We start from the raw sequence: 13,585 nt of genomic DNA on the forward strand, positions 1-13,585 counted from the left end.
AAGCAGAATATCCATCATTATATTGGTAATACTAAAACAGGATTCGACAGACACTTTTTGTAAAGGAGGAATTTCCTTGAACCAGCAACCTATGCAGCAGCCGCCGAATATGATTAGTTCAAAAGATTTGCTTTATTTGACCGATATGCTGTCTTGGAACTTGAATGCCAGCAAAAAGGCCAACTTCTACGCGGGGCAATGTCAAATGCCGGAAATTCAGCAAGCACTTGAAACAACCGCACAAATGCATCAACGCCACTATCAGCAGATTCTCAACCATTTGAATAACCAGCCTGGAACTGTCAATTAGAAAGGGGATTAGCATGAACCAACAGCAAAAAGTACAAAATACGGAAACCCAAGTACCGAAGACACCGCAAATGAGTGAAAGAGACTTTGTCAATGATGTATTGGCTTCAGAGAAATATTTAACCGGCGCATATAGTATCGCTTTGAATGAGGCGAGCAATCAAGGGCTATATCAGGACTTGGCGGCTATTTTCAAAGAAACACAGGATTGCCAGCGGAACCTTTACAATTTGATGTTCAAAAACGGCTGGTATTCACTGGAAAAAGCCGATCAGCATAAGATTCAACAAGCGTACCAGCAATACAGCGGATATATGAATCAGTTTCCGGCACAGTGACTTGATAAGAACCTTTCTAGTGAAAAAACGCTTTTAGGAGTGAGAGTTGACCTATATACAACCCTCTTTGCACTTTAGGCTAAAACCGAGAATGAGAAATTACCTCATTTCATATGCGATACCAGATAGGAAGCTTTAAAGGAACTTCTTTATTTATCCGGTTGTTACACAAAAGCTTGCAAAAGCGGAGTTAGGTAACAATAAAAAGGACAAAAGCGCAAGCGCCTGTTTAAAGGAGTACAGGCTAAAGCCGCCACGTCCTGTGGCAACGCCTGCATGACCCACATCGTTTGGGCCTTCGACAAGCTTAAGAACAGCCTCGGCGTGGCGCTTTTTGCCACACAGAGGGTGGGCTTAAGACCTCGAGGGGGTAGGCGCTGGAGCTGGACGTGGCTGGTTCAGCCAATAATGATCCACAGACAGTTAAATTTATCATTTCCTATACTAAAAAGAAAAACCGAACGGGATCGAATGCTTTGGAATTCGAACCATCGTTCGGTTTTTGCTTTACCTATACTAATTTTGTCCCAAGCAAGTTTTGGTACGACACTTGTATTATCTTTCCTGTACAACCAGGACACAACCTAGCGGCTCCACGATGGCAAGCTCGCGGCGTTCTTTATTCAGGTATGTAATTTAACTTTTCTAATTGATTTCTTTCTTAAAGACTCCTTGGAAGCATTGTCACTTATATCAGGTGGAGACTCCGTCGAGTATTGTCATATGATAGAGATACTTGTAGGATTTTGGACATCCAACGCCAATCCTGCCGCGTTATGCCGAAACTTCGTTTCTAATAAAAATGCGGAGTTGCATCGGTGGCATACTCGTAATCTAATGTACTGTACAAAGGGCTTTTAGGTGCTTCTCGATTACATTACTAAACCACAGCACAGACGAGAATCCCCTCAGCTTAAAACAACTTGACTCGCCTGCACAAGTCCTCCGAATGTTCGGTTTTATCCAGTTTTACAGCAGACAATCTATTTCGCGTACGCTGTAATAAATAACTTCTCACCTTATTACTATCGTTGATTAGTAAGAGCAATGCATGAACCGGATTTACCCTATGGAAAGATACTCCATAGAATTCCATTTCGGTTTCTGTAGCAGATAATTAGGAAGTCATATACCGGGGAGGGAATATATAGTGATTACGGTGGCCTACCAATCAAGGGACGTCTACTTCTTGAAGACATTTGGCAGCCGACTGCGCCAGTATCGGCTTCATCATCGGATGACGCAAGAAGAATTGGCTGATTTGGCTGGTTTTTCAAGATCCTATTACACAGAAATTGAAACCGGAAAAAGGAATATATCCTTGCTGAATATCCGCAGGCTCGCCGAAGCACTTGATATTCCCATAAAGGATTTATTCGACTTTCCATCTGAATAAAGTTTTGGGGAGGGAGCCTATGAAAACGAAGACGATATCTCAAGTGCTGCCGGAAGACATTTTGGCAGCGGACATTTATGTAGGAGAAACATTGATTATCAAAAAGGGAACAAAAATGACGGAAAGGCTTATCAACCGTTTAAAAAAACGGGGAATAAAGGAACTGAAGGTTTCACTTTCCGATCCTTACACCATGACGAAGCGAAAACCAACAACTGACTCGTTACCAACTGCAGGAAAACCGACAGAAACAAGTAAGGAGCAAAAATCAGAAGAGGAACTGGCAAAACTGTTTTTTCACATACTCGGAAAAATAGGTTATGAATATCGCTACGGAAAACTGCTGAACAGACAAGAAACGTTGTTGTTTCTAAAGCAGTTATTCATCAGCATCCATAAAAGTTACCGTATCACAGACACGCTTGCAGCTCTTTATAAATGGGATGCCTATGCATATATCCACTCCTTTGATGTTTTTATCCTCGGGAGTCTTATGGCGGAAAAACTAGCTGTTACAGACATAGAATCCTGCGCGGCAGGATTTCTGTTTCACGATATTGGAAAAATAGAAACCCCACGCGATATATTACATAAACCAGCTAAACTTACGGGAGCCGAATTTAAACAGATCCAGCAGCATACAACGGACGGAGAACGGATTCTTCATTCTCTGGGCTACGAACAGTTGGGAAGCTTTGCCCGCTCCCACCATGAACGACTGGATGGATCAGGATATCCTGACGGCCTTCATGGTGGACAGCTGCCATTAGAATTACGCATCTTATCTATTGTGGATGTCTTCTCGGCATTGACATTAAAGCGGGCATACAAAGAGGAACTACCGGCACATGAAGCGATAAAGCTATTGCTAAAAGATCAACAACAATTCGACTGGCATATTCTTTATCATTTTATCGATTCGCTCATGATTTATCCCTATGATGCAACAGTATTACTATCCAATAACGAGCAGGCAAAAATTTCAGGTGTCAGTAAATACTATCCCACTGTACCCCAAGTACGCCTGTTGAATGGAGGCGAACAATTTTCACTTCCGACCAATTTTTCGCTCACGGTACAGAAAATTTTGTCGTTTCAGCCACAATCGGAGGAACAATTGTTCAATGAATTTTTACATTACCTTTCTGCCGGTGACCATAAAGCAGTAAAATCCTTGTATCAGACGCTTGCTGACGGACTTCACTATCATCATATTTTCGAAAAGATTTTGCATCCTGCAGTGGCCAAAATTACTCAAATGGCAGCGTCGAATCAAATATCATCGATTGCCTTCCAACAGAGCGAGAAAATAATCAACGCGTTACTGGTCCAAATAGAACAGGAGACGGAACGTTATACAAATTTCCAATCAACCGCTATCATCTTATATCCGGAGCATGATAGCGCCCGCTTGCACGCACGATTGTTAGCCGGTTTTTTACGCCTGGAAGCCGTTCACGTAAAACTGACAACGAAGTCTGCAGGCCGCTTTGATCCGAACAAGTTTTCCAAAAATCAACACACGGATCACCTCCTCATCCTGAGTTTTTCGGATGACTGTCCTGCAGAGTTTACATGGAAGCAACAAGCTCAATTAACGCTATCTTCCTTCGATGAATCTAACACCAGGCTTCTGGTGGAATCCCTCCAGAAAAACAGGGAAGTATTGATTCATATCCCATTGGATGCTCCTGTCGTCCAACCTTACTAGTAACTTCAACTTGGACAGGTTCATCACCTTATCCAGACTGTGTGATTGCAAACAACTGCCCTCCCCTTCTATCTTCATTTAATGGCTCGCCACCCGCGAGTTTTCTTTGTCTATAAAAAGTAGCCGATGTCTACTCAAGCGTCATCTCACGAGGTCTAAATCCCATTCTCTTATGGAGATGAGCAAGACATCTGCTATTTTTCACTCTTCTTTAAAACGTAATCATTATTATTTACAAATCAAAACCATTACGATAGAATGAATGGTAATCTTTTTTATGGACAGGAAGAACAATAAGATGAAGTTGGTAAGATATCTTGCTTACCACACAAATAGAAAACGTGAAGAAACGAGGACAACGATGAAATGGAAGGTACTATTGCTGCTTCTATTCAGCGGAATCTTGCTACAAGCCGGATGCAGCCCCTCTTCTGGACAAAATGAACAAAAGACGGAACCTACTATCTATACGACTGTCTATCCCATCCAGTATATCATGGAAAGATTGGCCGGTGACTTCGTGGAGGTGACTACCATTTACCCTCCTGGCGCCGATGCTCATTCCTATGAGCCCACTGCCAAGACAATGACCGATATTGCGAAGGGAGATGCTTTCGTTTATCTTGGCGAGGAATTGGAGACATTTTCTTCGACCACAGCTGAAGCTTTGCAACAAGAAAAGGTCCGGTTGATCGGGCTTGCTGGACATGAGGAATTGTTTCATGACGAAAGCACAGCGGATAGGGATGACCATCCTGCTGAAACAAACCATGACGAGCATAAACACGGTAACCATGACCCACATGTTTGGCTTGATCCTCAAAGAATGCAGGAAATGGCTCTTATCATAGAAAAGCAATTAACGGACATATATCCAGACCGAAAGGCTGTCTTGCAGCAAAATCTTTCTTCCTTACAAGAAAATTTAAGGAAGCTTGATCGACAATTCGTAAAAACACTGCGTTCCAGCAAGCATAAGGAAATTTTGGTGTCCCATGCTGCATATGGTTATTGGGAAGAACGCTATGGGATTAAGCAGATTGCCGTCAATGGCATTTCGAACAGCAGTGAACCATCTCAGCAGGATCTAATCAACATTATAGAACAGGCAAGGACGCTCAAGATGGATTATGTGATTTTCGAGCAAAATGTCCAGGATAAAGTATCCAAGGAAGTTCAAAAGGAAATAGACGGAAAAGCCCTGCAAATTCATAATTTGGCTGTCCTGTCGGAACAGGATATAAGCCGAGGGGAAGATTACCTTTCTCTGATGAAACAGAACCTTGATGTACTCAAGACAGCTACAGATTAACCAGCAAAAAGAGGAGGATGGATGAATGGAGAACACGGTGATATCGATGAAAAATGTCGACTTCGAGTATGATCAAAAGCCAGCTTTACAACATATCAATTTTGAAATCCCACAAGGGGCATTCATGGGGCTGGTTGGTCCGAACGGCGGAGGGAAAACGACCCTGATCAAGCTGATCCTCGGTTTACTAAAACCTCAACGCGGATCAATCGAGTTACTTGGTACTCCGATCAATAAATTTAAAAACTGGAATAAAATCGGATTTGTTTCTCAAAAGGCCAACACCTTTAACCGAGGGTTTCCTGCTACAGTGGAAGAAGTGGTATCAATGGGCTTGACTGCCAAAGTCGGTTATCTTCGTTTTTTCTCCCGTAATCATCGGGAGAAAATAAAAGAAGCGGTCGATCAGGTCGGCATGGCCGCTTATCTCCATGAGAATATTGGTGATTTATCTGGTGGACAGCAGCAACGCGTATTTATCGCCAGGGCGCTTGTGAGTGATCCGGAACTATTGATTCTTGATGAGCCGACTGTCGGGGTAGATACAGAGCATGTGCAGAAATTTTACGAGTTGCTTCACAAACTCAATCAGGAAAAAAACATTACCCTGTTGCTGGTCACGCATGATATTGGGACCATGACACGCCATGCGACAAATATTGTATGCTTGAATAAAACCATGCATTTTCATGGGAATCCGGATCAGTTTTCTTCTTTATCCGACGCTGAACTATCCAACTACTATGGCCATGCCTTGAATTTGGTGTCACATGAGCATTAAGGAGCGAAATCAACATGTTAGCTAATTTTTTTCAATATGAGTTTTTACAAAACACTTTATATACCGGATTGTTGATCGGATTGATCGCTCCGCTTCTCGGTTCGTTTATTGTGGTCAGACGGCTTTCCTTGATTGCCGACGCTCTGTCCCATGTGACGCTGGCCGGGATTGCGTTTGGTTTACTGCTCGAAAAGAAATTTGCCGCCGGCTTTATAACCCCCTTCTATAGCGGAATGGGATTTTCGGTGATCGCTTCCATCTTCATCGAACAGTTGCGTGGTGTGTATAAAGCTTATCAAGAGCTGGCCATTCCCATTATCCTGTCTGGGGGTGTTGGCTTGAGCGTTGTCTTTATCTCGCTCGCCGATGGGTTCAATACAGACCTATTCAATTACTTGTTCGGCTCAGTCTCCGCAGTCAGCCGTTCTGATTTATGGACAATCATCGTTATTTCTGTGATTGTACTGGCGGTTCTATTTTTATTTTTTAAAGAGCTGTTTATGTTATCATTTGATGAAGAACATGCAGTCGTTTCAGGGATCCATGCAAAACGGATTCATTTCTTATTTATTTTGTTGACGGCCCTCGTCATTGCGGCTTCTATCAGGATTGTTGGTGTTTTACTTGTTTCAGCCCTAATGACGCTGCCGGTAGCGGCAAGCATCCGGCTTGCAAAAGGATTTAAACAATCCATCATATTGTCCGTTGTTTTTGGTGAAATTTCCGTTATTGCTGGATTGATTTCCGGCTACTATTTTGAAATACCTCCCGGAGGAACAATCGTCATGACATCTATTATCATTCTATTGGCTGCATTGGCCGTGAAACGTCTCCGGATGAATTTCTTTACAAGGAGGACGCAGCAATGAACATGGAAGAAGCATTGGGTATCTTGAAACAGAAGGGGTATAAGTACACCAAGAAAAGAAAAGATATCTTATCTTATTTTGACCAGGAAGACGGTTACCGCAGTGCGAAGGATTTGTTACATTTCATGGAGCCAGCCTATCCGGGCATCAGCTTTGATACGATTTACCGGAACCTTCATTTATTCGACGAACTGGCGATTTTGGAATCAACCGAACTGGAAGGGGAAAAACATTTCAGGATCAGTTGTGTCGGTCATCATCATCACCATTTCATCTGCAAAAAATGCGGAATTACCAAAGAAATCGATACATGTCCAATGGATAATGTCAAAGGGGAATTGGGCGGCTTCCAAGTTGAAGACCACAAGTTTGAAATATACGGGCGTTGTCCGTCGTGTCAGGCTTCCTGACAAATTAAATGCTGACTAAAAGGGCTTTCCCATAAGTTTTCATTCTTACGGGAAAGCCCTTTTTTCTATTCTGTCTCCTTTTAACGATCAATGTTTTATAGTACGGTCGATTTCATCCTTATTATTTGTGAAACCTGTATAAATAATATTTTTCTTTTTACCGATAAAGCCTTCTTGTTCAATCACGATAGTTGGCACTAAGTTTGTACCTGCTGCTGACTGCAACTGTCTTTGTTTTTCTTCGGATTCGGTAATGTCGACTTCTACGTACGGTACCTGGTCCTTCGACAAAAATTCTTTCAGCGACTGGCTTTCCTGGCAAGCTGCTTTTGTATAAATCTTTACCACTTGTTTCACCTTTATCGTCTCCTTTAACCAGTTTAATTTGCCTGGTACAGGGCCAGGTCCCCTTTTCTTCGAAGGCTGAGCCAACTATTTTTGTGTTGATTTGTTACCCGATTCCCAGTTTGGTTTTTTTTGAAACCGATTACGTTTAAATTCTTACGAAAGTACTATAGTCAGCAAAATAAACATGATTGATTACCTATTCCAGTGATTTGAAGCTGCGACATCCTCTCCCTGCCACATTTTATTCTTCCTCCTCTTTTCGCATGCACAGTAATTATTATTATCGCCATCCCTTATTGTTTCTTCTGAGGACTAAGTAATCGCAGTCCAAAAGAAATCAAAAGCCCATACAAGGAATATATAATTATCATTGTTTTAGACATACGCAGACTATCTAGTGAAATGGGTTTCCACAGCGCAATACCCCACACCGAGGGTGGGCTTAAGACCTCGAGGGGGTAGGCGCTGGAGCTGGACGTGGCTGTTTCAGCCAATAATGATCCACAGACAGTTAAATTTATAATTTCCTATACACTAAAAAAACATCGCCTTTTCACCAGGTGGGGGACTCCTTAACTGAAAAGACGATGTTTATTCATTATTGCTTCCATTTCTTCTTAATCATTAAAAATATACTTTTTTTACTAACTATTATGCCACGACTTTTTCAATCACTTTCATTTCTTCATGATCAAGCATATTCTTTCCTTCCACTTGATATATTTCCTTGTTCATATAGGATTCCATATCTTTTGCTTCTTCTTTCTCCCCTACGAGATAGATGCGGTCCCATTGATTGTCTTTGGCGAGTTTATCCAGCTTCGGTGCCAACCCTTTATACCACCGCTGCTGGTTCGCATTCACCCTCGCATTAAAGCTGTCACGGCTAGGATCCTTACCGCCTTTTCCCATCGACATCGGCCGTTTTTGTTCGGCAGTATATTCCCGCCAGTCCTCTGTATCAAGATCCAATTCATAATGCTTCGTTTCCAAAATCGTGCCTAATTCAGCTTCAATCACCTTTACCTGGTTCTGTTGAACAAGAATAACACCCGATTTTGGGAATGTATTCCATAATTTTTTCAGTTGATCGATAACCGGAGCATCTTCCCAATGAAACTCCGTTTGTATCCTCATCTGTAATCGCTCAGCAAACCATACCTGCTCATCTGCAGAAGCGAACAAAACAATGCCTTTTTTTAGTGCCTGTTCATTCCCCTGCACAAAGCGCTCCACTTTTTCACGGACTGCTTGAAAATTTTCCAACTCTTGTTTGTCTCCGCTTTCTTTCAAATAACTTTCAAAATGGCTAAGTCCGTTTTTTAAATGAATTTTCCATTCTCCGCCTTGTTGCTCTGGATCGGAAGGGTCTGTATTTAGATACATGGAGAGCACTCTGTTAGGACGTTGTAATTGAACATTTTCCAAATACTTCAGCTGATTATCGAAATTCATCAAGGCTCACTCCTTTAGAAGTGTTTTCCATTTATATAAAGTGTGTATCCCTTCAAGCAATAATTAAAACCTGTTTCGATCGGTGTTCCAAGCGGTTATGATAAAAGGGGAGAAAACGAAGGGCAGTGTATTTTTACGTTTAGTTGGAAACATGATAAACTTATAACCTAATCCCCAGAAAGAGAAGGATCATATGGCCAAAAAAGTAAAAGCACAGATACTTCAATTCAGTTTTATCGGTCTTGCCAACGCAGCGATCGACATCGGCGTCTTAAACCTCCTGTTGTGGATATGGCCGACAGAAGAAACGCGCATGCTGTTTATCTTGAACACAATCGCCTATTTTCTAGCGATATTGAACTCCTATATATGGAATGTAAAATATACTTTCAGTCATCATGCCCGGGTTAGTACAAAGGAAATTGGATTATTTACGTTACAGGCGATTGTCGCCTGGGTCATCAATAACGTTGTTTTTATCGGGTTGAGCAAGCTGCTATTCCAGTTTTCCGCCCTGCCACTATCAAGCTTTTTTGTACACAATATCGCCAAAGGAGCAGCAATGTTCCTTTCGTTCTCTACCAGTTTTCTTTTGATGAAGTTTATCGTCTTCAGAAAGAAAAAAATAAAAAAAGTCATGAAAAAAAGATAAGAACGGATATTAAAATGTCCTTTACAAAGGGTACACATTATATCTGCTCTTATCTTTTTTAAGTTAACTACTTCACAATCATAACCGGACAATTTGCCCGTTTTGCCACTTTGTGACTGACACTTCCCAACACCATTTCCTGCAACGAATTCAACCCGCGGCTGCCGATCACACAAACATCAAACGCTTTTTCATTCGCATATTTTACAATGCTTGGACCAGGATCTCCATGAAGAATGTTGATCTGATAACGTACTCCGGCATGTTTTAACTTTTGCTCCGTAAATGCAAGCTTTTCTTTCCGTTTAACGTCAATATCAGCTGCATTCCAATTTTGCAAAACGTCTGCCTTTGATTTGTCCCTATCCACTACATACACCACTTCAATGAAAGCGTTTGAATTGTTTTGCGCCAAAAGCAATGCTTTTTCTACTGCTCTGATTGCATGTTCAGAGCCATCTGAGGCTAATAATATTTTATTAAACATTCCATGTCCTCCAGAAAATCAGATTCCCTTTTCCCATTATAACAAACATTCTTTCCTGTTAAAGATGAATTTCTCTGGCGAAAAGAAAAAGGACAGGAGCTTTTATTCAGCATCCTGCCCGCATCTATCAATGGTTGGCCGCTTTTGCGTCGGGTTTATTATATACCGCGCGCTTCTCGACCAACATGGAACTCTCGTGATTCAAACCTATAACATTTACTTTTATTCCATTATCCTGATACTTTAAAACAATTTTATCGATTGCGCCGACAGCTGAATCGTCCCATAGGTGCGCTGCTTTCAAATCGATATCTATTTCCTCGCATGATTCTTTATAATCAAATGAAGCTACAAACTCATTGACCGATGCAAAAAACAATTGGCCTGTCACCACATATACCTTTTTACGTCCTGCTTCGACCTGTAGACTGTGGACATGGACCTTCGATATCTTGGCAGCGAAGAAGATGGCGCTCAACAATACGCCGACCAGTACACCGATTGATAAATTGTGGGTCAGCACAACAGCTCCCACCGTGACAACCATAACAACTGCGTCCGTTTTCGGCATCAAGTGCAAATGACGGAGTGATGACCAATCGAAAGTACCAATCGAAACCATAATCATCACACCGACTAGGGCAGCCATCGGAATTTGTACCAATAAATCATTGAATACCATGATCAGAATCATGAGGAAAACACCGGCAGTCAGGGTAGATAAACGTCCATTGCCTCCCGACTTCACATTAATAACCGATTGACCGATCATGGCACAGCCTGCCATACCGCCAAAGAAACCGGCAACGACATTCGCGATGCCCTGTCCTTTTGTTTCTTTATTTTTGTCACTTTCTGTGTCTGTCATATCGTCGACGATTTGGGCAGTCAACAGAGATTCTAACAATCCGACTACAGCCAGGGCAAGGGAATAAGGAAAGATAATCATCAATGTTTCCAAATTGAACGGGATATCCGGCAGTAAAAATAACGGAAGCGCTTGGGTAAGCTCTCCCATATCTCCAACGGTCCGGACTTCGCTTCCCGTATAGACCGCAATTAAGGTAATGACAACGATAGCGATAAGAGGAGCAGGTACAGCTTTAGTGAAGCGCGGAAGAATATAAATAATGGCCAACGCTCCTGCCACCATCGCATACATCGGCCAAGACTCGCCGACAAAATGCTGTAATTGAGAAGTAAAAATCAAAATAGCCAGCGCATTTACAAATCCGATCATCACCGATCTAGGAACAAATTTCATAAACCTGGCAAGCTTGAATATTCCCATCACAATCTGGATAATCCCAGTCAATATCGTAGCAGCCAATAAATACTGCAAACCATGTTCAGCAACCAAGGTGACCATGACCAATGCCATCGCCCCTGTTGCTGCGGAAATCATTCCCGGTCTGCCGCCGACAAAAGCAATAACGACAGCAATACAAAAGGAAGCATATAAACCGACCATGGGGTCGACACCGGCAATAATCGAAAAAGCAATTGCTTCCGGAATTAATGCCAAGGCTACGACCATCCCAGCTAATATGTCTCCCTTGATATTGCCAAACCAACTCTGTTTAATCGCAGTTAGGTTCAACACGACACCTCTTTCTTTTCTATTTAAAACTTTCTTCATGAAAGTAATTCCGCTCAAAACAAAGTGAATCTTACCACATCAGCTTTAATTAGACAAACCCGATGTAAACGTAAGTCATAGTCTTTTCTCTTTTATTTTCTCTTTTTTTCTTATCTTTTCGGCATTGTTTGTAAGAGGGGTTTTTTTAACTTTTGTCAATAATTTTTATCATTCCGTACAGAATAAGCTTGAACGTATATTTTAGCTTTAAAGGAGAGAATACCATGGAACATGTAAGAGCACTGGTCATCAAATTCGCAGTGACCGGGATTGTCCTTTACTCGATTCTAGGCATTTTTTATACAGCAACTGTCGGGGATATCTTTATCATCACCCTGCTTGTCACCGGAGTTGCCTACTTGCTTGGAGATCTATTTATCCTGCCGCGTTTCGGCAATCTGACTGCCTCCATAGCAGACTTCGGCCTAGCGTTTGCCGCAGTCTGGATATTGAGCGCCTTCTTTATCGGAACCGACGTATCCGTTGTCAATGCAGCGCTGTTTTCTGCCTTGTTCATCGCAGCTGCTGAGGTCATTTTCCATATGTACATGCAAAACAGGGTACTGGATGATGAACCGGATTACGAGGAAGCAAATAGACAAACAACTGCTCGTCTGCAAACAGAATTTGCAGACGAAAGTGAAGGGCAAGATATTATCGAATTGCAGGATGGCAAAACAGAAGAAAAAAAGGATGAGTAACCGGCCGTCCATGCCAGTCTGTCAGGTAGTTCACTGGACAGGCTGGCCGATTAAAGCGGGAACATAAAGGAACTATGGATTGGTGAGAAGTTTGCTGGCTTCTTCTGCAAGCAGCAGTCCAATCGACTGATTTTGTAGCCATATCGCAGGATAATATTCGACAGGAACTGGCCGGGGGCCAATGTATGGAGAAATTTCAGGGGTGAACGCCGGTCTTTTCATCTCTGTTAAAAACCAATCTGTGTATCCGCCCCCGCTTGGATCGGGACCTGGATCAACAAGGCGGTAACTGGTTTTTTCGCTTATCCTTTTGGCGATTTCATGGCTGATAGCCAGCAGATTTCCATCAATTTTGTACTTCCAATATATTTCTTCTCCTGATGAGTGGTAAGCAGCAGCGATATGGAAGCGATGCTTTTTTGTGAATTGATAAACAGCCTTTGCTTCCGGTTCGCTTAATGGGTGAGGTCCTTTATAATTCATTGGACCTGGACTGTCAGCAGATGGTTTGATTGTTTCCCAGCCTGCAGGATACTGTCGATTAAGATCTACCCCTCTTATGTTTGCCTTCCACCCAGAAAAGTCCGTTCGGTAATCGTTGAACCGTAAAACAGCATCTGGCTGCTGGGTTGCTTCCGCCCCCTTTTGCACAAGGTTGACGCCATCAGGATTGACCATCGGAATAAACCAAATGGAGGCCCTGTTGAGGAGATCGCGGACATCAAATCCGGTGATGTTTTCTTTACTAGACCAAGCCTGGGTGTAAGCCTCCGCCATTTGCATCAACAAATAAGAGGTCAGCCATTCCCTCGCATGATGCGATCCGTTTAAAAGCACTTTTGCCCTTCCTGTTCCCACTTTTAAAGCATAGAGGGGCCTGCCTTCTACTGATTCGCCGATTATTTCAACTTGAAAAAAGTCCGGATAATCTCTTTTCAATTCTTGAATATCCGCTTCCATTTTCTCAAAAGTATAGGGGAAATCATTTGTAATCAAGTGCGTCATAGAAATGTCTCTCCTCGATTCATTGGTTTCTGACAAAATGAGCGCGATCAAACATGGAATGATTTGCATCCCATCAGTAAAATGGTACTATATATATATTAACAAATGGATCGATAGGTGATGGGGTTCACCTTTAACCGCCAACAGGCTGATGACTCCTGCCAGTATATGC

At 42.3% G+C, this 13,585-nt stretch carries 15 protein-coding genes and 1 riboswitch; of the genes, 10 read left to right on the top strand and 5 right to left on the bottom strand.

Annotation, left to right across the window (positions count from 1 at the left end; all coding sequences use genetic code 11):
- Positions 1–76 precede the first annotated feature (76 nt).
- The 8 genes from ERJ70_RS13635 to ERJ70_RS13670 all read left to right on the top strand — a co-directional run bounded on the left by ERJ70_RS13635 (position 77) and on the right by ERJ70_RS13670 (position 7,126).
- On the top strand, positions 77–310 hold the full coding sequence (locus tag ERJ70_RS13635; RefSeq protein ID WP_374099729.1) for a hypothetical protein: 234 nt from the start codon (positions 77–79) through the stop codon (positions 308–310).
- A gap of 13 nt (positions 311–323) precedes the next feature.
- Positions 324–647, top strand: a complete 324-nt coding sequence (locus tag ERJ70_RS13640; protein ID WP_209365374.1) for a spore coat protein — start codon at positions 324–326, stop codon at positions 645–647.
- Between the two features lie 1,150 nt (positions 648–1,797).
- Positions 1,798–2,043 (top strand): helix-turn-helix domain-containing protein, encoded by a 246-nt coding sequence (locus ERJ70_RS20045; RefSeq protein WP_245207971.1) that lies wholly within the window; start codon positions 1,798–1,800, stop codon positions 2,041–2,043.
- A gap of 19 nt (positions 2,044–2,062) precedes the next feature.
- On the top strand, positions 2,063–3,754 hold the full coding sequence (locus ERJ70_RS13650; protein WP_209365375.1) for an HD-GYP domain-containing protein: 1,692 nt from the start codon (positions 2,063–2,065) through the stop codon (positions 3,752–3,754).
- 298 nt (positions 3,755–4,052) lie between these two features.
- Positions 4,053–5,066: a metal ABC transporter solute-binding protein, Zn/Mn family gene (locus ERJ70_RS13655; RefSeq protein WP_245207975.1), complete on the top strand. Its 1,014-nt coding sequence runs from the start codon at positions 4,053–4,055 to the stop codon at positions 5,064–5,066.
- A 25-nt stretch (positions 5,067–5,091) separates the two neighbouring features.
- A complete protein-coding gene (locus ERJ70_RS13660) occupies positions 5,092–5,847 on the top strand; it encodes a metal ABC transporter ATP-binding protein (protein ID WP_209365376.1) in 756 nt (251 codons plus the stop codon).
- 14 nt (positions 5,848–5,861) lie between these two features.
- Positions 5,862–6,716 carry a metal ABC transporter permease gene (locus tag ERJ70_RS13665; protein WP_209365377.1) on the top strand — a complete coding sequence of 285 codons (855 nt, stop codon included), beginning with the start codon at positions 5,862–5,864 and terminating at the stop codon, positions 6,714–6,716.
- Positions 6,713–7,126 carry a Fur family transcriptional regulator gene (locus ERJ70_RS13670; protein ID WP_209365378.1) on the top strand — a complete coding sequence of 138 codons (414 nt, stop codon included), beginning with the start codon at positions 6,713–6,715 and terminating at the stop codon, positions 7,124–7,126. Before ERJ70_RS13665 ends, ERJ70_RS13670 begins: the two co-directional genes overlap by 4 nt.
- A gap of 87 nt (positions 7,127–7,213) precedes the next feature.
- On the opposite strand, the gene ERJ70_RS13675 is transcribed toward ERJ70_RS13670, so the two are convergent.
- Entirely contained in the window at positions 7,214–7,483 is a 270-nt protein-coding gene (locus tag ERJ70_RS13675; RefSeq protein ID WP_209365379.1) for a glutaredoxin family protein, read from the bottom strand.
- A gap of 642 nt (positions 7,484–8,125) precedes the next feature.
- Positions 8,126–8,929: a VLRF1 family aeRF1-type release factor gene (locus tag ERJ70_RS13680; RefSeq protein WP_209365380.1), complete on the bottom strand. Its 804-nt coding sequence runs from the start codon at positions 8,927–8,929 to the stop codon at positions 8,126–8,128.
- A gap of 193 nt (positions 8,930–9,122) precedes the next feature.
- Here ERJ70_RS13680 and ERJ70_RS13685 point away from each other — a divergent pair, with 193 nt between their 5' ends.
- Positions 9,123–9,581: a GtrA family protein gene (locus ERJ70_RS13685; protein WP_209365381.1), complete on the top strand. Its 459-nt coding sequence runs from the start codon at positions 9,123–9,125 to the stop codon at positions 9,579–9,581.
- Between the two features lie 67 nt (positions 9,582–9,648).
- On the opposite strand, the gene ERJ70_RS13690 is transcribed toward ERJ70_RS13685, so the two are convergent.
- On the bottom strand, positions 9,649–10,068 hold the full coding sequence (locus ERJ70_RS13690; RefSeq protein ID WP_209365382.1) for a universal stress protein: 420 nt from the start codon (positions 10,066–10,068) through the stop codon (positions 9,649–9,651).
- A 127-nt stretch (positions 10,069–10,195) separates the two neighbouring features.
- A complete protein-coding gene (locus tag ERJ70_RS13695; protein WP_374099730.1) occupies positions 10,196–11,707 on the bottom strand; it encodes a SulP family inorganic anion transporter in 1,512 nt (503 codons plus the stop codon).
- Positions 11,708–11,931: 224 nt separating this feature from the next.
- On the opposite strand from ERJ70_RS13695, the gene ERJ70_RS13700 reads away from it, so the two are divergent.
- Positions 11,932–12,408 carry a YndM family protein gene (locus ERJ70_RS13700; RefSeq protein WP_209365383.1) on the top strand — a complete coding sequence of 159 codons (477 nt, stop codon included), beginning with the start codon at positions 11,932–11,934 and terminating at the stop codon, positions 12,406–12,408.
- Between the two features lie 72 nt (positions 12,409–12,480).
- Here ERJ70_RS13700 and ERJ70_RS13705 read toward each other — a convergent pair whose 3' ends face one another.
- Positions 12,481–13,413 (bottom strand): M14 family metallopeptidase, encoded by a 933-nt coding sequence (locus ERJ70_RS13705; RefSeq protein WP_209365384.1) that lies wholly within the window; start codon positions 13,411–13,413, stop codon positions 12,481–12,483.
- Positions 13,414–13,520: 107 nt separating this feature from the next.
- Positions 13,521–13,581, top strand: a riboswitch (Fluoride riboswitch).
- Positions 13,582–13,585: the final 4 nt, after the last annotated feature.

The sequence above is a fragment of the Sediminibacillus dalangtanensis genome (assembly GCF_017792025.1).
In the GTDB taxonomy this organism is placed as follows: Bacteria; Bacillota; Bacilli; order Bacillales; family Amphibacillaceae; genus Sediminibacillus; species Sediminibacillus dalangtanensis.